This window comes from Phormidesmis sp. 146-20, assembly GCF_052939475.1.
Map to the genome: position 1 here is coordinate 1 of NZ_JBJPHT010000057.1, position 16992 is coordinate 16992.

Annotated in this window: 18 protein-coding genes; 7 read left to right on the forward strand and 11 right to left on the reverse strand. The window is 49.5% G+C overall.

Annotated features, from left to right (window positions below):
* The first annotated feature begins 371 nt into the window (after nucleotides 1-371).
* Complete coding sequence (locus ACKFKH_RS28475; protein WP_446861737.1) at nucleotides 372-842, forward strand: DUF4383 domain-containing protein; 471 nt, start codon at nucleotides 372-374, stop codon at nucleotides 840-842.
* A 450-nt stretch (nucleotides 843-1292) separates the two neighbouring features.
* Here ACKFKH_RS28475 and ACKFKH_RS28480 read toward each other — a convergent pair whose 3' ends face one another.
* The 10 genes from ACKFKH_RS28480 to ACKFKH_RS28525 all read right to left on the reverse strand — a co-directional run bounded on the left by ACKFKH_RS28480 (nucleotide 1293) and on the right by ACKFKH_RS28525 (nucleotide 9252).
* The gene (locus tag ACKFKH_RS28480) at nucleotides 1293-1646 is read right to left on the reverse strand and encodes a thioredoxin family protein (protein WP_446861738.1); all 354 of its coding nucleotides are present in this window, start codon (nucleotides 1644-1646) and stop codon (nucleotides 1293-1295) included.
* Between the two features lie 44 nt (nucleotides 1647-1690).
* On the reverse strand, nucleotides 1691-2404 hold the full coding sequence (locus ACKFKH_RS28485; protein WP_446861739.1) for an NnrU family protein: 714 nt from the start codon (nucleotides 2402-2404) through the stop codon (nucleotides 1691-1693).
* A gap of 79 nt (nucleotides 2405-2483) precedes the next feature.
* Nucleotides 2484-4277, reverse strand: a complete 1794-nt coding sequence (locus ACKFKH_RS28490) for a serine/threonine-protein kinase (protein WP_446861740.1) — start codon at nucleotides 4275-4277, stop codon at nucleotides 2484-2486.
* A 164-nt stretch (nucleotides 4278-4441) separates the two neighbouring features.
* Nucleotides 4442-5098: a V4R domain-containing protein gene (locus ACKFKH_RS28495; protein WP_446861741.1), complete on the reverse strand. Its 657-nt coding sequence runs from the start codon at nucleotides 5096-5098 to the stop codon at nucleotides 4442-4444.
* 166 nt (nucleotides 5099-5264) lie between these two features.
* Nucleotides 5265-5765 (reverse strand): hypothetical protein, encoded by a 501-nt coding sequence (locus ACKFKH_RS28500; RefSeq protein ID WP_446861742.1) that lies wholly within the window; start codon nucleotides 5763-5765, stop codon nucleotides 5265-5267.
* 34 nt (nucleotides 5766-5799) lie between these two features.
* Nucleotides 5800-6111 carry a hypothetical protein gene (locus ACKFKH_RS28505; protein WP_446861743.1) on the reverse strand — a complete coding sequence of 104 codons (312 nt, stop codon included), beginning with the start codon at nucleotides 6109-6111 and terminating at the stop codon, nucleotides 5800-5802.
* Nucleotides 6108-6788 carry a V4R domain-containing protein gene (locus tag ACKFKH_RS28510; RefSeq protein ID WP_446861744.1) on the reverse strand — a complete coding sequence of 227 codons (681 nt, stop codon included), beginning with the start codon at nucleotides 6786-6788 and terminating at the stop codon, nucleotides 6108-6110. The genes ACKFKH_RS28505 and ACKFKH_RS28510 overlap by 4 nt, the downstream gene beginning before the upstream one ends.
* Before the next feature lie 112 nt (nucleotides 6789-6900).
* Nucleotides 6901-7413, reverse strand: a complete 513-nt coding sequence (locus ACKFKH_RS28515) for a phycobilisome protein (RefSeq protein ID WP_446861745.1) — start codon at nucleotides 7411-7413, stop codon at nucleotides 6901-6903.
* A 181-nt stretch (nucleotides 7414-7594) separates the two neighbouring features.
* On the reverse strand, nucleotides 7595-8080 hold the full coding sequence (locus ACKFKH_RS28520) for a 2Fe-2S iron-sulfur cluster-binding protein (protein ID WP_446861746.1): 486 nt from the start codon (nucleotides 8078-8080) through the stop codon (nucleotides 7595-7597).
* Between the two features lie 350 nt (nucleotides 8081-8430).
* A complete protein-coding gene (locus ACKFKH_RS28525) occupies nucleotides 8431-9252 on the reverse strand; it encodes a hypothetical protein (RefSeq protein WP_446861747.1) in 822 nt (273 codons plus the stop codon).
* A gap of 184 nt (nucleotides 9253-9436) precedes the next feature.
* On the opposite strand from ACKFKH_RS28525, the gene ACKFKH_RS28530 reads away from it, so the two are divergent.
* The 5 genes from ACKFKH_RS28530 (at nucleotide 9437) to ACKFKH_RS28550 (ending at nucleotide 16044) form a co-directional block, all read left to right on the forward strand.
* Complete coding sequence (locus tag ACKFKH_RS28530) at nucleotides 9437-10462, forward strand: LysR substrate-binding domain-containing protein (protein ID WP_446861748.1); 1026 nt, start codon at nucleotides 9437-9439, stop codon at nucleotides 10460-10462.
* A 69-nt stretch (nucleotides 10463-10531) separates the two neighbouring features.
* Complete coding sequence (locus ACKFKH_RS28535) at nucleotides 10532-11986, forward strand: protein kinase domain-containing protein (RefSeq protein WP_446861749.1); 1455 nt, start codon at nucleotides 10532-10534, stop codon at nucleotides 11984-11986.
* Between the two features lie 130 nt (nucleotides 11987-12116).
* The gene (locus ACKFKH_RS28540) at nucleotides 12117-13502 is read left to right on the forward strand and encodes an ABC transporter substrate-binding protein (protein ID WP_446861750.1); all 1386 of its coding nucleotides are present in this window, start codon (nucleotides 12117-12119) and stop codon (nucleotides 13500-13502) included.
* Between the two features lie 29 nt (nucleotides 13503-13531).
* Nucleotides 13532-14959, forward strand: a complete 1428-nt coding sequence (locus ACKFKH_RS28545) for an ABC transporter substrate-binding protein (protein ID WP_446861751.1) — start codon at nucleotides 13532-13534, stop codon at nucleotides 14957-14959.
* Between the two features lie 11 nt (nucleotides 14960-14970).
* Entirely contained in the window at nucleotides 14971-16044 is a 1074-nt protein-coding gene (locus ACKFKH_RS28550) for a PstS family phosphate ABC transporter substrate-binding protein (RefSeq protein ID WP_446861752.1), read from the forward strand.
* Nucleotides 16045-16087: 43 nt separating this feature from the next.
* On the opposite strand, the gene ACKFKH_RS28555 is transcribed toward ACKFKH_RS28550, so the two are convergent.
* Nucleotides 16088-16513 carry an acyl-CoA thioesterase gene (locus ACKFKH_RS28555; RefSeq protein ID WP_446861753.1) on the reverse strand — a complete coding sequence of 142 codons (426 nt, stop codon included), beginning with the start codon at nucleotides 16511-16513 and terminating at the stop codon, nucleotides 16088-16090.
* Nucleotides 16514-16594: 81 nt separating this feature from the next.
* Between ACKFKH_RS28555 and ACKFKH_RS28560 the strand changes: the two genes are divergently transcribed.
* Complete coding sequence (locus ACKFKH_RS28560) at nucleotides 16595-16969, forward strand: winged helix-turn-helix transcriptional regulator (RefSeq protein ID WP_446861754.1); 375 nt, start codon at nucleotides 16595-16597, stop codon at nucleotides 16967-16969.
* Nucleotides 16970-16992: the final 23 nt, after the last annotated feature.

Sequence of the window (16992 nt, forward strand, 5' to 3'; positions counted from 1 at the left end):
AAATAGGGGAGTACTCCTTGGAGCGTTTTATATTTAATTGCACCTAGCTACTTAGGAGAAGTTAAATATAGCAATCCTAAATGAGTCATAAACAGATTTTTGTCGCTCCGTTCCAGTCCGCTTCGCCCCCTAAATCCCCCATTCTGGGGGCACGATCAATTCTGCATTTCACGAATGATTTGGGATTGCTATAGTTCTCAGAGTTTAGAGTCTGCTATCCAATGTCTAAGGTTCTTTGCCATCAATGTGTAAATGGGGATTAGTTCTCAAATCCTCCATTAAGGAGAGGAGGCTAAAACAGTGATTGCTTAATCTGAAATAGAAATCGGTAGAGCCTGCAAAAAGCTCTATTTCTACATCGGAGTGATCGTATGAAGAACATGAAACCAGGTCAGTATTTTGCCTTATTCACTGGCATCTTTTTTATCGTATTTGGAATTTTAGGGTTCATCCCGGCTTTGCAGCACCCCATCAATGTGATCGAGGCGCATGGCGGCGTTGAGGTACAGTTGGGCTATTTGTTTGGGCTGTTTCCGATTAACCCAATTGAGAATGGCATCTACATTATTGTGGGAATTTTGGGACTCGTCTCAGCGATCGGTCTGGGTGGATCTCGCATCTATGGGCGCGGATTGGCCTTCTTTTTTGGGCTGCTGGCCGCCTTTGGACTGGTGCCCGAATTTAGCACAGGATTTGGCTTGATACCCATCTTTGGCAACGATGTCTGGCTTCATGCGATCGTCGCGGCGATTTCCTTCTACTACGGCTTTATTGATTCTCCAGGGCTGCTTGAAATCGCCAGCCAACCTCCTCAAAACTCTGCGGCTGCCCATAGTCGATAGTTCTGAGTAGTCAGTGAAATAAGCGGGAATGGGGCAGGTTTAGCGATCGCATTCATTCCCACCCGTCTAGCTTAGGATCGTGAATTGAATAAGATCGATGATTGCCTGATCGCTTCGCCCCCTAAATCCCCCAGTCTGGGGGACTTTGAGAAAGCAGACATTCTAGAATTTAAGGCAGTTTCGCGGTTCAAAGTCCCCCAAATTTGGGGGATTTAGGGGGCAGAAGCCGAATCAAACGAAGCGAAACCGCGAGAATTACAGGTTGTTTAATTCACGATCCTTAGAGTCATGGGTTCAATACCTAGTGAATGAAGTTAGCTTCGCAGGTGCCTTCAACAGGGCTACCAACAAAGTTTTCTTCACGAATTGAAAGGATTTCCTGGTTTGCGAATGTAGACTTCGTTCTTATCGACGCAGTTTGAACCGCCAGCTAGATTTAAGCTAATTGCACTACATCGCCCGTGGCATCTCGGCTCGTGCCGCCATAGACATTACTTTTAGCAACACAGTCTTAAGCTCCTCGCGATTGTGGAAGCTGTCAAACCGTTGCAACAACTCACCTTCTCGAAACAGTAAGACCGTTGGCAATGTTTTAATCCGATAGCCACTGGACAATTTGAGATTTTCGTCTGCATTGATGCCAACGATCTTGATCTGCTCATTCCAATCCGATCGCAGCTTATCCAACGAGGGTTCAATCAATCGACAAATGCCACACCACGGTGCCCAAAAATGGACAATAACGGGCATTGAAGATTCCAGCACTTCCTTCACAAACACCTGTTCGCTGATCGAAGACCGCATAGTTTCTTTTTATTATTGCTGTTTACTATTGCTTTGGGATCATCCTACCAGGGTACGCGGCTTGTTGCATCAACTAATATCGGATGGGCCCACCAAAGTAATCCGATAAAAATGGAGACCCCCACGTAGGAAGGACGCAGAAACTCTTTCCACTCAAAGGTTTGACGCTTTTGCACGATAGCCGCAAACGGCATAATAGATGTCCGCTCCCTGACTTTCTCAAACGCCTCTCCATACCGGGCGCTGAGACGACGATCGCCATGCCACACGCCAAATAAATGATGCAAGATCAGCCCGATCGAGGTCACGATTGTAAAAGTCGTCCCCAACCATAGGGTGTGGGCAATACACCAGATCACCTGACCCACCATTTGCGGATGGCGCGTGACCCGAATGATGCCCGACTCAAACAGATGCACTTCAGGCTTTTGAATGGCCGCAATTTCAAGCAGATTGAATGTAGCCGGATAGAGAAAGAAGAACGAAATCGCAGAGAGAACCCAAACAAAACTCTGCACACCCGGAACGCCCTGAACTTGCCAAAGCTGTAACCCATCGTAGCGGTGATTGTAAAAGTAAATGATTAGAGGAACGGCGATCGAGAGACTCACGATCGCAAATAGCACTCGATAAAACCTTGCTCCAATTCGCTTTTCGGCCCAGGGGCGCAGAGCCGCCAAACCGCTGTGAGCGATCGCAAACCCAGTTAACAGTCCAAAAATTATCCAATGGCTGGGAGTGAGCCAGTCAAACGTCATAACGCGAAAACGGCGAGGGGGAATCAGAATTTTCTCACTATCTACTAGCTTACAGGTCAGACCATCTTTTGTTGAGTCCCTAGTCTAGAAAGGCTTTGAGGTTGAGCGTGTGCAGTTTGCCTTGTCTTTGATGCCAGGTGGCGACCAGCAAGCCAGATTCACCAAAAGACGCGATCGCGCAAGGGTTCGTTAATCCTGTAATGCGGCTGAGTCCGTGTCCGCTGTGGTCGATTAATACAAGCTGTCCCTGTTCATCGATGAGACTGTAGCCCTCGGCGATCGCTGCCAAAAATTTCGGTTTGATTTTGAGAGGGATTCGTAGCAAACTCAACGGTTTGAGGTTAATTAACAACAGAGATCTGGGATGGTTGGGTTCGATGGCTGCCAGTTGGTAAGATGATCTCCCCAAAATGACGTGATCGAGGTGAACCGGAAGAGACACCTGACCGATCGTTTGACTACGACGATTAAAAAATTCTAGATGAGTCCCCGCCGAGACGCGAGAGATCGCAACCAAATGGCGAGAATCCAGAACAATCAGTTTGAAGAGGTTTGCAGAGCAAGCGATCGGCGGATCAGTCACTCTAAAGTCAGGGAGCCGCCCAATTTTGAGAGACTGAGTCTCCGATGACACCGCAATCCAGCGCCCCTGAGCCTCAATATCTGCCACCAACGGCTGATCAGTTTGAATAAGTGGCTTAAGAGATGGGAGCAGGGTGATCGATCGCGCCGTCACCACAAAACAGCCCTGCGGACGAATCAGTAATTCTCGAATCGGTTCAATCAATTGGGTTAGTAGCCCTTCTTGACCTCGTTGACGACCAATCGACAGCAGCCCTTTGGGATAGTCTCGACCCCAGATCTGACTGCCCCTTTCTAGCTGAGTGACGGTCAACGCTCTCGACGATCGACTCAAATAGCGATCGTACCCCGAAATCGGAGAAGACTCGATCACAGCCAGACGCTCGATCGGATACCGCACAATCTCCTCCCGCAAACTTTGTAGAGGATGCGCCAACAAAACGCTCGTAGAAGCAAGGAGTGAAAAGTTGGGCGACCGTGGGTTAATTTTCAACTCTGGGCAACTTTGCAGCACCGATTTGAGCGCCGACAACATCTCAGCCGCCGAATGAAAGCGTCGTGCCTGAAGCTTTTGCAGTGACTTTAATAAAAGACTTTGCAACGGAGCAGGCACACAATCTGGAATCTGTACCGATTGATTGAGATGAGCCGACATCAACTCTGAAGGAACGCCAGAAAACGGTCGATGCCCCACCAACAACTCAAAGAGGAGAATCCCGATCGCATACAAATCAGTCGATCGAGAATATTGCCCATAAAATCGCTCTGGAGCCATATACGCAGGGGAACCCGTCAGACCGTTGCTGTTTTGTTCGAGTTCTTGGCTGAGACGAGCAATGCCAAAATCAGAAATCCGGGCAGACCAACCCATCGGTTGCAGACTGAGCAAAATATTTTCTGGCTTGATGTCGCAGTGAATAACCCCATTGTTGTGGGCGTGGTCGAGTCCGCTCAACACATCGGCCACCAGTTTTACACTCAAGGCGGGATGCAGACGATATTCCATGAGCGATCGCAGCGTCCCTCCTTCGCAATAATCCATGACCAGATAGCGGCGATCGTCTACATGCTCCAACGCTTGAAACGCCACAATATGCGGATGCTGCAAACTCGTGAGAAAGCGTAATTCTCTCAAAAATTGTCGAGTCGGAAAGCGCGATCGCTCCAACGCTTTGAGCGCAACAATCTGCCCAGTTTTGCGGTGAATAGCACAATAGACGCGACCAAACTGCCCCTGCCCAACCAATCCCAGGAGGCGATATTTCGATCGATTTAACTCTGGCTGTGACACACGATAGGGGGCGTTTTAAATCTGAGAGTTGGAGCGAAAATCAGAATATTTGACAGTACGAGACGCAACAGTACGAGATGCAAAACTCTAATCTCAAAGTTCCCAGAATGGGTTGGGGGGCAGAAGCGCCAAACAACGAAGCGAAAGAACTTAGTCTCTTCGAGTTACCCGCAGAGTTTGAGCAGAATAGCGTCGTGATCTAAATGACTTTCGACGAGCGCCTCGGCCGGTTCTACCCGGTTTTGGAGTCCGATGATAAAGCGATTGCAGTCTGCCTCCATTGACTCACAGCTTGTCTGCACACAGTACAATTCTCTCCCGGCAAGCTGACTAAAAAATGCAGCCAAAATCCCCGCTTCGAGAAAGCAGACGGGCAACCCAGTCGGAGGGGCTTGATTAGCAAAGGGCGAATTCCAGGTTTGAACGATCAAAAAGCCGCGATGGTGGTGCGTCTGATCTAAGTCCATTTTGCCCCAGCCATAGGTAATCCAGCATTGCTTGAGTGATTGCAAAAAGTCAGCCATCACCATGTCACTGAGCGGTGTCCCGTAGTAATCAGACAACTCTTCTCGAAAGCGATTGTAAAAGTTTTTGCCCCACCAGCGACCACAGTTAAACAACACCAGCTTAGAAGCCTGTCCCGTCTCTTTGGTCAGCCCAGAATAAATGGCTTGCAGCAGGGTTTGGGGCAGGGCCAGCAGACGATCGCCCCGACGACTTTCGAGCAGCCCCATTTCTAGATCGCCTCGGACGTAGACTTCATTGGCGTAATAGTTGGCAGGAAGACGATCGGAGGTGAGGAGGTCGGCAACAGAAATCATGGGGGGTGAGGGAGGGAGGGATGAGGAGTGAGGGATGAGGGATGAGGGATGAGGGATGAAAGTAACTGTTCTAGTTGGTTCTAAATGAAGTCCCCCAGAGTGAGCAGCTTGGGGGGGCAGAAGCGCAGAGCAACGAAGCAAAAGAACCTCATCGAATTCACGCTTTTTAGAACATACCCGCGATCGTGAGGAGATCTTCGTCTGGGTCAGATTGGGTAAAGGCGCTTTGAACGAGGGTGAAGAAGGGTTCTAGGGCAGCCATTTGTTTGGGCGTGAGGGTGGTTTTGAGGGTTTGGAAGGTTAGTGAGTAAACGGTGGTGTCGATCGCTTGGGTGCTGTGTAGCTGAACTGAATCGCTCAACCAATGGAGGAGACGCGATCGCACAAAATTTTCATCGGCCAACAACATGCCCATTGCACAATAGCGCAGTACTAGAATGCCATTTTTGAGACTGCGTTCTAAAACGTCTAGCTTGGTGTCGGGCAGTTTGAGTTGAAGTTGGTCTGCCACCTGCTGCATGATCGTCAATTCTTGGTCACGCAGGGCACGATAGGCGCTAATCCGTTCGGGGAGAGAAACGACGTATTTACCCAGGCTTCGCAGTTCCTCTGTTTTGAGGTAGCGACTTTCGGCTTCGTCAAACACAGTTTCGATCGGAGATTGCATAGCAAAAAATAAAATTCAACAACAGTTTTAGAACCTAGCCAAAGAGATCTGAAAAGTCTGTCAGCGTGAATGTGCCGTCTGAGTCTGAGGCGATCGGCGCTTCGACAATGGGTAAAGGCGCTTTGTTGAAACTTGCACCCTCCCAGTTAACCGCTGCAAAAAACTGACCCACACTTAGCGTAAGCTCCAAAGAAATATTTTCGTCGAGGAGTGACGCGAATTGGATATCTTGTACGGCGATCGAGTGGTCATCCCAATTGCAGGTTTTGAAGAATTCTTGAACGGAGGAGTCCAGCCAATTCTGACCCTGAGCGGGAAATGATCCAGCACTCATTTCAGCACTCATTGCAATTCTCCTGCCCGCAGCCGCTTTTCGATGTCTCGTGCGGTCGCTCCTTCGTTGAGCCAAAATGAAGCAGCATCGATGCGTTCTTGGCCGCCCAGCAGAAATTTACAGTAAGTCTCGCCCATCGAGTAACACTGAATCTCAATGCAACTGAGTTGTTTTTTCACCAATTCGGTAAAAAATCCAGCGTACAGTCCCGCATAAAGATAGCAGACAGGCTTGCCCACATCGCCCAGCGTTCTCGCCACAGCGGAATCAAAAACGTTGATGAACATAAAGCCTTGCTTGCGATCGCCCATATCGACTTCCCAGCGACCCCAGCCTTGAGAGGTAAACGGCCACCACCAGGTTTCGAGCAAAAACATCAGATTGGTCTGACGCATGTTGCGATCGTATTCTTTCTCAAACCACTTCTCAAAAAAGAACGCATCCTTCTGACCCCACTCACAGCCGATCGTGTACATTGTCGCCGCCGAAGCGTCTCCGACTTCTTCTTCTAATCCCTCAACTAGACCGATGATAAAGTCCTCAGTCGTCAACACATTTTGGCTATCATTCCAGTCGATGATGTTGCCGCGATCGGGGTCAAATTGAAAAAAGTCTTTGAAACCGTAGTGGTTGTGGCGTTTGGGGTTCTTGAGTTTCGCGGGGTTTTGATTAAAAAGAGCAGTCGCCATCATCTTCTCCTGCAAAGTCTAGTGGGGGCGCAAATCACAGTCAAAAATGGCTGACATGACCGTGAAACGAGTGATTGGGTTGAGTATTCCCTTGGTGATTGAGAACTAACGGCTAGACGGTGCCCAGCATTCGACGGTTGACTTCTAAGATTGGCAAGAATACGTTGGCTTGAGCGGGGCTGAGGTGTTGTTTGACGACTTCCTGCATCACAGTGTAGGTGACATTGCAGCTTCGTTGAGCGCCAAAGGCTCGCATAATGGTTTGAAACCAAAACAAAAACCGTTCTCTCAGGGTCTCCGGGTCGTCTACCAGCATCGCAACTGCCGAATATCGCAACACGCGCAAAGTATCTCGCTTCCATTTAATCGTGATGTCATCATTGCCACTGCGAAAAAGAGCGGGGTCGATCGCTTGCATTTTGGCTTGCACCTGCTGCATGATTAGCGCCTCACAGCCTTGAAGTTTTTGGTAGGTTTGGACGCGCAACTCAAACGATCGCACATAATCCGTCAAAAAGCTCAATTCTTCGTCAGTGGCGTACCGGCCTTCTGCCTCCAAACTCAAGCGCTGCATCTGGCTCAACATGTGACTTTCTCTCGGAATTGGTGGTTTTGTACGCAGCATTCCCAGATTTGGAAGAGCGGTAACGAGAACGTGAGCGGTGAAGCCTGAAACCAAAGGTGAATTATAGACGATGTGAGCTTTCTGTTCAAATTTCCCATTATCAGGGGAGTTTAAGGAGGTTTCGGTCGGACTGATCTTCTAAATTTGACGAATGGTGCCATTCAGTTTTTGATTGCTCCTCTTAACTGCCAGATGAATTTGAGAAATAATTGGAGACGTTAAAGCTCGTGGTGTCCTGGATTTTTTTGAGCATCGATCGTGTGATCAGTTTTCCAGATTCGACCAAAACTTGTCCGGTCAGGGGGTGCAGCAGGTCTTGTTCGGCGCGGCGGCCAATCAGGTCTTCGATGTCTTTGATGGAGTTAATATACATGCCGGGGGGCAGTTCGACGACGACTCCATCTTTGAGAACACAGGCCTGACAAGCGAGGCGAGAGTTGGATTTGCAAGAGGTAATGACTTCTAGGGTGCGCTGTTCTCGACGGTTGACGGGCGAAAGAGACTCCATGCCTTCTCTAACATAGACGTGACAAGTCGCACACATACCGCGGCCGCCACACTCTCTCAAAACGTCTAAATTTTTATTGATCAACACCGAAAGCAGGTTGCCGTTGGTTTCGACAGAAGTTTGCTGGGCGATCGGTTCGAGTCTGACAATTTTGGCCATCGTAGGTTAAGTAGGTAGCGTGAGGAAATGTGAGTTCGTCAGTTCGATTGAGTTTGTCGCTTCGTTAGAAAGCGCTTCTGCCCTTCAAGTTGCCCATTCTGGGGGACTTTTAGCCCCTTTAGGAAGCAGATCAAATTGACAACCGTAGTGAGAGATTTCACCGAATTCACGTTAGTTTAACGTCAGTTCGATAGGAGTTTTTCCGCTTCGTGATTCAGCTTTCTGCCCCCCAACCCCCCAAAATTGGGGGACTTTAAGCCAAGAATTTCAGTTCAAAGTCCCCCAATTTTGGGGGATTTAGGGGGCTGCCTGGATTTTTAACCGCAGCGAAAGACTTCATCGAATTCACGTTAATTTAACAGCAGAAGTTTTTGTTGAGCATCAAAAGCGTTTTGTTCGACGATCGCACCAAAATTTCGCACAACTTGAGAACAGCGACGAATAAAAGCCGCCACCCAATCACGAATCCATTGGTGCTGCTGGTCAGTTACAGCGTCCGTTACTTCGCCCACAAAGGTCATATGAGCGGCTCGATCAATCTGAAATTTGCTCAACCATTCACTGTCAGGGCGAGTCGTTTTTAAGTAATTGACAATGACAGCCGTTCCTAAAAACTGAGTTGTAAAGGTGTTGAGGTGATTAAATGCCGCTAGTAGATCGCGCAAAGTAATGATAGTTTGCTCTGTTACAGCGGTTTCGACACCCGCGGCCAGAGGAGAATGGGTCACGCGCCGATCGATAGCGAGTGAATTTTGGGTTGCTGCGATCGCGTGCAAAACGCTGATTGTCCCTTCAAAGTCTGACTCGATTGAGGCTTGCAGAGGAACGATCGCCCTTGAATACGCTAAAAAATCTAAATCTCGACGCGCCAACACCAGCAAAACTCGTCCGGATTGCAGCTTATAAATGTAAGCTTGATACTCCAAAAACTTTAATTCAAAAGACTCAAACCCATCGGGGATCGTTTCAACAACCTGTAGGATACCTTGTGACAGGGCTTCTTTTTGCTGAAAGTTAATAGCCTGATCATTTCCATAAAAAAAAGATTGTGATCTCTGTGAGTTACCCGCAGGGGGTTGCTTTAAGTTGCTCGCAAAGGGCCGCCCATCCATTAGGGCAATTCCGGCAATTCCTGGTAAATTCAGAAAGTCCCAGATCACTTCCTGTTTCATAAATTCTTTAAGTTACGTTTCTGTACAATACATGCCACATCTTTCTTTTAGGGAGATTCTATGGATTGGTGATGTTTTTGGTCGTCTTTACATTGCCATCGGGGGTTTTTCACAGGTTGCTTTCTAAACTTCAATTTGAGTCAACTTTTATTTCAGGCTCCTTACACACTTCAGGTTTAGCCGTATGTCTGACCTTCCTTTTACTTTGGATCAGTTACGCATTCTTAAAGCGATCGCCAGCGAGGGGAGCTTTAAACGCGCGGCTGACAGCTTATATGTCTCTCAACCCGCCGTCAGTCTCCAGGTACAAAATCTAGAGCGCCAGTTGGATGTGCCTTTGTTCGATCGCGGAGGGCGACGAGCGCAACTAACCGAAGCTGGACATCTCTTACTTAACTACGGTGAAAAAATTCTCACCCTTTGTCAAGAAACCTGTCGGGCACTAGAAGATCTGCAAAATCTCCAGGGCGGTTCACTAATTATTGGAGCCAGCCAAACAACCGGGACTTATTTGCTACCGCGCATGATTGGGATGTTTCGCCAGCAGTATCCCGATGTGGCCGTCCAGCTTCATGTGCATTCGACTCGACGCACCTCTTGGAGCGTAGCCAACGGGCAGATTGATCTGGCGATCATTGGAGGCGAAATTTCTCCCGAACTGCAAGACACGTTAGAGATTATCCCTTACGCCGAAGACGAACTGGCCCTAATTTTGCCGACGTTGCATCCGCTGGCTCGCACAGAAGTCATTCAGAAAGACGACCTGTATCGCTTGCAGTTTATCGCGTTGGATTCACAGTCCACCATTCGCAAAGTCATCGATCAGGTGTTGGCTAGATGTGGCATCGAAACCCGCCGCCTCAAAATTGAAATGGAACTGAACTCGATCGAAGCCATCAAAAATGCCGTTCAGGCCGGATTGGGTGCGTCATTTGTGTCGATCTCAGCGATCGAGAAAGAGTTGCAAATGGGAATGCTGCACCGCGCCAAAATTGATGATGTCGTCGTCAAACGAATGCTGTCAGTGATCATCAACCCCAATCGCTATCGATCCAAGGCTGCCGAGGCGTTTTGTCGAGAAATTTTACCCAAATTTACCAACCAGCCTGTCGCCTTTGAGCGCAAACAAAGTCCTTATCCAGAACCGCAAAACCTGCGGGCAATGCTTCAGGCCTCCAATCAAAATCGCTTAACGCCCGATCTCGATTAATACTAAAAAATAGTGCCAGTTTCATCCCTGGTAAGCTAAGTTAGAATTGGATGCTTCCACACCGCAGTTATGCAGCTTCATTGCACACGCCCCGGCTGCTCAAGACCGATTAATTTCTTTAGCGATCTTGACGACTCCACCACGCTAAAGACCGTACAGCAAAAGTTTTGTACCCACTGCGGGATGCCCTTAATTCTTTTGGGTCGCTATCTGCCGACTAAGCTTTTGGGTCAAGGTGGGTTTGGGGCGGCGTTTTTGGCGCGCGATCGCTACACTCCGGGTCTGCGACAATGTGTAGTCAAGCAGTTTCAGCCATCGGGACAACTCTCACCCACTCAACTACAAACGGCGCAAGATTTGTTTGAGCGCGAAGCCGAAGTGCTAGAACAGCTTGGATCACAGCATCCTCAGATTCCCGATCTGTTTGCTTATTTTGAGTTGGCGGTTCCCAATCCCTACAAAGGCTCAGAAGACAAGTTTTTCTATCTCGTTCAAGAGTTTATCGACGGCAAGAATTTAGAAGAAGCGTTAGCAGAAAAGGGCAAATTCTCAGAAGCAGACGTGTTAGAGGTGCTGAGAGAAACGCTCAAGGTGCTGCAATTTGTCCATGAAAACGGCTCCATTCATCGCGACATCAAACCCTCCAACGTCATGCGCCACCGCAACGGACGGTTTTATCTCCTTGATTTTGGCGCTGTCAAGTTTGCCACCAAAGCCGCTGGAGGCAGCAAAGCTTCGACGGGCATCTACTCGCTAGGATTTGCCCCACCCGAACAAATTGCTGGAGACGAGGTTTATCCCTCGACCGATCTGTACGCTCTGGCAGTCACCTGCATCATGCTGCTCACGGGCAAGCAAACCAAAGAATTATTTGATGCCTATAAAAATGTTTGGAAGTGGCAAGTTTACGCCCAACCCAGCCCCCGTCTGGCCAGCGTGTTAAATAAGCTGTTATTGCCGCAGCCCAGTCAGCGTTATCAATCGGCCGCCGAAGTGCTGGAGGCTTTGACAGCACGATCGCACCCTGTTGTTCCCCCGGTGGCTCCGCAGCCCGTTCAGTCGCAGCCCGTTCAACCTGTGGTGACTCAGCAATCTGCTCCGCTGCCGATTCAGCCCGCCGTTCCGCCACTTCCGATCGCGCCCCCTCGATCGGTTCCCGGTTTCTCGACTTTGGAGCTTTTGGGCAACGCCGCATTCACTGGATTTGAGGGAGGATTGTTGGCGATCGCTCTCTTTAGCCTTCCCCTGTCTCCTGTGATTAATGCGGGTTTGTGGCTGGTGCTGTCGGGCATTCTCGTTCTAGCTCAGTCGCGACGAATTATTGAAAAAGTCGATCTGCTGATTTTGATTGCGATTACGCTGGCGGTACTTTTGATTTTCCCAGGGTTGTCTACGGCGCTTAAATTGTTGTCGTTAAATGGATTTGAGGGCGTGTTGATCTTGGCCGCCTTTGGGGGATTGGTGGCGATCGCCGTCACAGCCGTTTTTCGCCTGATTTATAAACTTTTGAGCAATATTCTTTAGACGTTGACGATTCAGTAAAGAGTCTTGAGGAATTTACGGATCTGCTACTGAAGCCATAGTCTATAAGTCGATTTGCATAAAAGCTCTCCTAGAGGAGAGATGTAAAAAGACGACTGGCGAGGTCTGCGACATGGCTAAACGAAACGAAACGACGCTGCTGGTTTTGGCACTTCTAATCACAGCAACCTTGTTGGGAGTAGGATTCTGGTTGTTTAGAGGACTGTTTTCTCCGCCAGGTCAGTCGCCCTCAGTCAGAAGCAACCTCCAATCAAAAGATCGCGTCAGTCTGGGTGACAAACTGTTGATTATTGCCAACGCAAGTCAGGCAAAACAAACTGGAATTGAGGCGTTTGCCAAAAAAGATTATGAGACAGCCGTGACTAAGCTCAAAGCGTCTCTCAAAGACAATCGTAATGATCCAGAAGCGCTGATTTACTTGAATAATGCTCAACTGCGGCTTGATCGAAAATCTCCGCTCAAAATTGCTGTCAGCGCCCCGATCGGCAGCAACCTTAACGTCTCTCAAGAAATTCTCAGAGGAGTCGCTCAAGCCCAAGATGAATTAAACCGACGGGCTGAGATCCCTTTAGAAGTGGCGATCGCCAACGACGACAACAATCCTGAAATCGCCAAACAGGTCGCCGCAGAATTCGTCCAGGATGCCAGCGTGTTAGCGGTCGTGGGACATAACTCTAGCGATGCGTCGATCGCGGCTGCCCCAATTTATGAACAGGGAAAGCTGACGATGATTACCTCGACTAGCTCGGCGGATGCCATTTCAGGAATCGGCAGCTATGTGTTTCGCGTGGTGCCCAGTAGTCGGCTGACGGCGGATGTGTTGTCCAGATATGTGCTGAAGACGGCCCGCAAAACCGCGATCGCCATCTGTCTCGACTCCAAATCACCCGATAGTCAATCCTTTGCAAACAACATGATTTCAGCGATGACGGCAGACGGGGGAAGGTTTGTCAATATTGGCTGTGATCTGGCGGCCCCTGACTTTAGAGCAGACGCGATCGTCTCCAAAGCAGTCAGCAGTGGGGCAGAAGCACTGTTGTTGGCTCCTCAAGTGGACAGACTCGATGCTGCTATCAATGTGGCCCGAACCAATCAAGGTCGGCTGCTATTAGTGGGCAATCAGACGATGTATACGATCAACACGCTCAAACTGGGACAGGCAGACGTAAATGGGTTGGTGTTGCCCGTTTCGTGGCATCCCGATGCAATTGCCAACAATCCTTTTACGGTCAGTGCCAATCAGTATTGGGGCGGGCGAGTCAACTGGCGAACAGCAATGTCTTATGACGCGGTGTTGACGATCGTCGCAGGTTTAAAATCAAACAGCAGTCGAGACGGATTGCAAAAAGCGCTGTCAAATCCAGATTTTTCGACAATGGGAGCAACCGGAAAAATTCAGTTTTTGCCATCGGGCGATCGCAGTGGTGCCCCAATTATGGTGCGGGTGCAGCCGGGCGCTCAGTCAGAAGGGTACGAGTTTGCACCGATTAAATTTTAAGTTTGATTGCTCTCTACTGGTTGAATGTGATGTCCCAAAAAAACGAAACGCCCGTTCTGATTCTTTCACTGTTGATTACGGCAGGTCTGCTGGGTGGCGGATTTTGGTGGTTTTCTCAACGGTTTAGCCCAAAAACGGACACGGGCACCGGGGAAACCATTGGACTCAGCAACGGGGCACCCACGATCACCCTTTCAGACCGGATTAGTCAGGGTGAGAAGATTCTTTTAGAAGAGCGATCGGACAACCCCGCGTTTTCTCAGGCAAAAGAAGCGGGCACCGGGGCGATGAAAGCTCAACAGTACAGCCAAGCAGTGACCTTATTTGAATCGGCGCTGCAAAAATCTCGCAATGCCCCAGAGACGCTAATTTATCTCAACAATGCCCGCATCGCCAACAACAAGGCTTATACGATCGCGGTCGCCGTCCCGATCGGGACTGATTCCAATGGCGCAGCCGAAATTCTCAGAGGAGTAGCCCAGGCGCAAACCGAAATCAATCAAGCAGGCGGCGTGAAGGGGGTGCCGTTGAAAGTTGCGATCGCCAACGATGACAACAGTGCCAGCATCGCTCGACAAATCGCCAGTACCTTTGTGCAAGACCCTCAAATTCTCGGTGTGGTGGGGCACTATGCCAGCGATGTCACCTTGGCAGCAGGCAGCGTCTACAACGCAGGAGAGCTCGTCAGCATCTCACCCATCAGCAGTACCGTCAAGCTGTCTGGCTTTGGCAAGTATGTGTTTCGCACAGTGCCCAGCGATTATGTAGCCGCGAGAGCCTTGGCAGACTACGCCCTCAAAACGTTGCAGCAAAAGAACTTTGCCGTCTTTTTCAATTCTCAAAGCGACTACAGCATGTCTCTCAAGTCAGAGTTTGTCACCGCGGTCTCTCTGGGTGGGGGCACCGTGTCTGGCGAATATGATCTGTCCTCTGGTGATTTTGGCGCGTCTAGAGCGATCGACCAGTCTCTCAAACAGGGTGTCAAAGTGCTGATGTTAGCTGCCAACACCGGGACATTGAATAAAGCACTTCAGGTGGTTGACGCTGCCCAGCAACGGGTTAATCTTTTGGGAGGAGATGATGTGTATTCGCCCAAGATGCTCCAGGCGGGAGGACAGCAAGCAACTGGGATGGTCGTTGCGGTGCCCTGGCATATTGACGGCAATCCGGGGTCGGCGTTTCCTGCCAAATCTCGACAGCTTTGGGGAGGAGATGTGAGTTGGCGATCGGCGATCTCTTATGATGCCGTTCAAGCCTTTGCAGGCGCGCTAGAAAAAAGTCAGACGCGATCGGGGATTCAGGCGGCGTTGGTGGCTGCTGATTTTTCGGCGGTGGGGGCATCGGGCGCGGTGCGGTTTTTGCCATCAGGCGATCGCAATGCGGGCATTCAGTTAGTGAAAGTTTCTCCCGGTAATCGATCGGGTTCAGGATTTGATTTTGTTCCTATCGCTCGTTGAGCAATGATTTTATGTCTCAAAAGAACGAAACTCCAGTATTGATTGCTTCGCTGTTGATTACGACTGGTTTGTTGGGCGGTGGTTTTTGGTGGTTTACGCAGCGATCGGGTGTGGATGTCGGCAAGTTGACTCCGCAAGAATCGCCCAATTCGTCCCCGCAGCAATCCCCTAATCAGTCTCCTGGTACTCCATCTGGGCAAGCAGGAGCCGCCAATTTTTCTCAGATTCAGAACGTTCCGTCGGGGCTGTTTAGCTATGGAGGCAGTACGTCTTGGGCACCGATTCGCGGCTCGATCGATACCGCTATTCAATCCACACGACCTGAATTTCGCTTGCGCTATGTCGATCCGGTGGGCAGTCCGCCGAGTTCTGGATTGGGGATCAAAATGCTGTTAGATGGGCAGATTGCCTTTACGCAGTCCTCGCGTCCGGTTTTAGAAACGGAGTATCAGCAGGCCCAACAGCGCGGCTTTACGCTCAAACAGATTCCTGTGGCGATCGATGGCGTTGCGGTGGCTGTCAATCCTGGTTTGGCTGTGCAAAATTTGACGATTGAGCAACTTAAATCAATTTACAGCGGCCGCGTCAAAAACTGGCAAGAACTAGGCGGCCCCAATCTAGCAATCACTCCGTTTTCTCGATCGGCGACCTCTGGCGGCACTGTTGAGCTATTCATCGAAACCATTTTGGGCGGTCAGCCCCTTGCCAACGATGTGCAAATTGTCTCAACCACGACTCAAGCCCTTCAGCGATTGGCGGCGACACCGGGAGGCATCTATTTTGCATCTGCGCCCGAAGTGGTTCCACAATGCACGATCAAACCGTTGGCGATCGGACGGACTGCCGCTCAGTTTGTGGCTCCCTATCAGGGCAATTTTTTGGCGCAGTGTCCGGGCGGTCAGCGCAACCAAATCAATACACAAGCGTTTCAAAACGGCAGCTACCCGATTACGCGCAATTTATTTGTCGTGATCAAGCAAAACGGTCAAGCCGAACAGCAGGCAGGGGAAGCCTACACCAATTTTCTACTGACCGACCAGGGACAGGAGGCGATCGCCAAAGCTGGATTTGTAAGAGTGCGATAAGTCGTTGATTTAATCACGTTGACGAACCAAAATCTTGCGCTGTTTAGGCGACAAACTCCTGATACTTCTGCTTTAATCCTTGTGGCACGCGGATTGGTTTGTAGCTTTGCACATCAACAAAAATGCCAACTTGCTCACCGAGAGCAGCGACTTTATCATTGACGACGATCGCGGCATTCACCGTCCACCGTAAGGACTCCATCGTCTTGATCCACATTTTGCCGCTCGGAATGTCAAAGAGTTTGATGGGCTGCTTGTAATCAATTTTTGTCTGCACAATAACAGGGACAACGCCACTCTTGAGTAGATTATCCAATGGAAAATGGTGGGCTAACATCTCCAGGCGCAAATCTTCTAACCAGCGAACGTAGGCGATGTTGCTCACAACACCTGCAAAGTCAATATCGTAGGTTCTAACCGATAAGTTGATCTCAACCTCAAACGGCTGCTTCTGGTTGGCTGTGTCCATCCTTACCTCTTAAGTTGCAAGTTAGAAGGCACTTTAGCAGGCATCGCTTGTAAAATGCAAGTAATCAACTTGCTCTAAGCCATGACCCAACCCAGACGCTCTACCTGCCCTGTCTCCTGTACGCTGGATCTGATTGGCGATCGCTGGACGCTATTAGTGATCCGAGACATGATGTTCTTTGAAAAGCAGCGATTTGAAGAGTTTTTGGACTCTCCTGAAGGCATCTCAACGAACATCTTGGCAAACCGCCTCAAGCTGCTCGAAGAATTAGGGTTAGCAGAAAAGCAGCCTTACAGTAACCATTCCCGCCGAATGAACTATCAACTGACCGAGAAGGGAAAAAGTTTGCGCCCTGTTTTAAAGGTAATAACGGCTTGGGGCTTAAAGCATCTCACCGACACACAGATTCCTCAGAATGACTTGTCAGAAAGCGATCGTTCTCCTCAAAGCAGCTAAGGGACTAGCGCGCAAATAAAGTA

Bases quoted from the DNA above. Each gene is read 5' to 3' on its own strand.
- ACKFKH_RS28475 (WP_446861737.1), top strand. From the start codon at position 372: ATGAAGAACATGAAACCAGGTCAGTATTTTGCCTTATTCACTGGCATC.
- ACKFKH_RS28560 (WP_446861754.1), top strand. From the start codon at position 16,595: ATGACCCAACCCAGACGCTCTACCTGCCCTGTCTCCTGTACGCTGGAT.
- ACKFKH_RS28515 (WP_446861745.1), bottom strand. From the start codon at position 7,413: ATGCTGCGTACAAAACCACCAATTCCGAGAGAAAGTCACATGTTGAGC.
- ACKFKH_RS28495 (WP_446861741.1), bottom strand. From the start codon at position 5,098: ATGATTTCTGTTGCCGACCTCCTCACCTCCGATCGTCTTCCTGCCAAC.
- ACKFKH_RS28530 (WP_446861748.1), top strand. From the start codon at position 9,437: ATGTCTGACCTTCCTTTTACTTTGGATCAGTTACGCATTCTTAAAGCG.
- ACKFKH_RS28550 (WP_446861752.1), top strand. From the start codon at position 14,971: ATGTCTCAAAAGAACGAAACTCCAGTATTGATTGCTTCGCTGTTGATT.
- ACKFKH_RS28485 (WP_446861739.1), bottom strand. From the start codon at position 2,404: ATGACGTTTGACTGGCTCACTCCCAGCCATTGGATAATTTTTGGACTG.
- ACKFKH_RS28500 (WP_446861742.1), bottom strand. From the start codon at position 5,765: ATGCAATCTCCGATCGAAACTGTGTTTGACGAAGCCGAAAGTCGCTAC.
- ACKFKH_RS28545 (WP_446861751.1), top strand. From the start codon at position 13,532: ATGTCCCAAAAAAACGAAACGCCCGTTCTGATTCTTTCACTGTTGATT.
- ACKFKH_RS28480 (WP_446861738.1), bottom strand. From the start codon at position 1,646: ATGCGGTCTTCGATCAGCGAACAGGTGTTTGTGAAGGAAGTGCTGGAA.
- ACKFKH_RS28555 (WP_446861753.1), bottom strand. From the start codon at position 16,513: ATGGACACAGCCAACCAGAAGCAGCCGTTTGAGGTTGAGATCAACTTA.
- ACKFKH_RS28505 (WP_446861743.1), bottom strand. From the start codon at position 6,111: ATGAGTGCTGAAATGAGTGCTGGATCATTTCCCGCTCAGGGTCAGAAT.
- ACKFKH_RS28540 (WP_446861750.1), top strand. From the start codon at position 12,117: ATGGCTAAACGAAACGAAACGACGCTGCTGGTTTTGGCACTTCTAATC.
- ACKFKH_RS28525 (WP_446861747.1), bottom strand. From the start codon at position 9,252: ATGAAACAGGAAGTGATCTGGGACTTTCTGAATTTACCAGGAATTGCC.
- ACKFKH_RS28520 (WP_446861746.1), bottom strand. From the start codon at position 8,080: ATGGCCAAAATTGTCAGACTCGAACCGATCGCCCAGCAAACTTCTGTC.
- ACKFKH_RS28535 (WP_446861749.1), top strand. From the start codon at position 10,532: ATGCAGCTTCATTGCACACGCCCCGGCTGCTCAAGACCGATTAATTTC.
- ACKFKH_RS28510 (WP_446861744.1), bottom strand. From the start codon at position 6,788: ATGGCGACTGCTCTTTTTAATCAAAACCCCGCGAAACTCAAGAACCCC.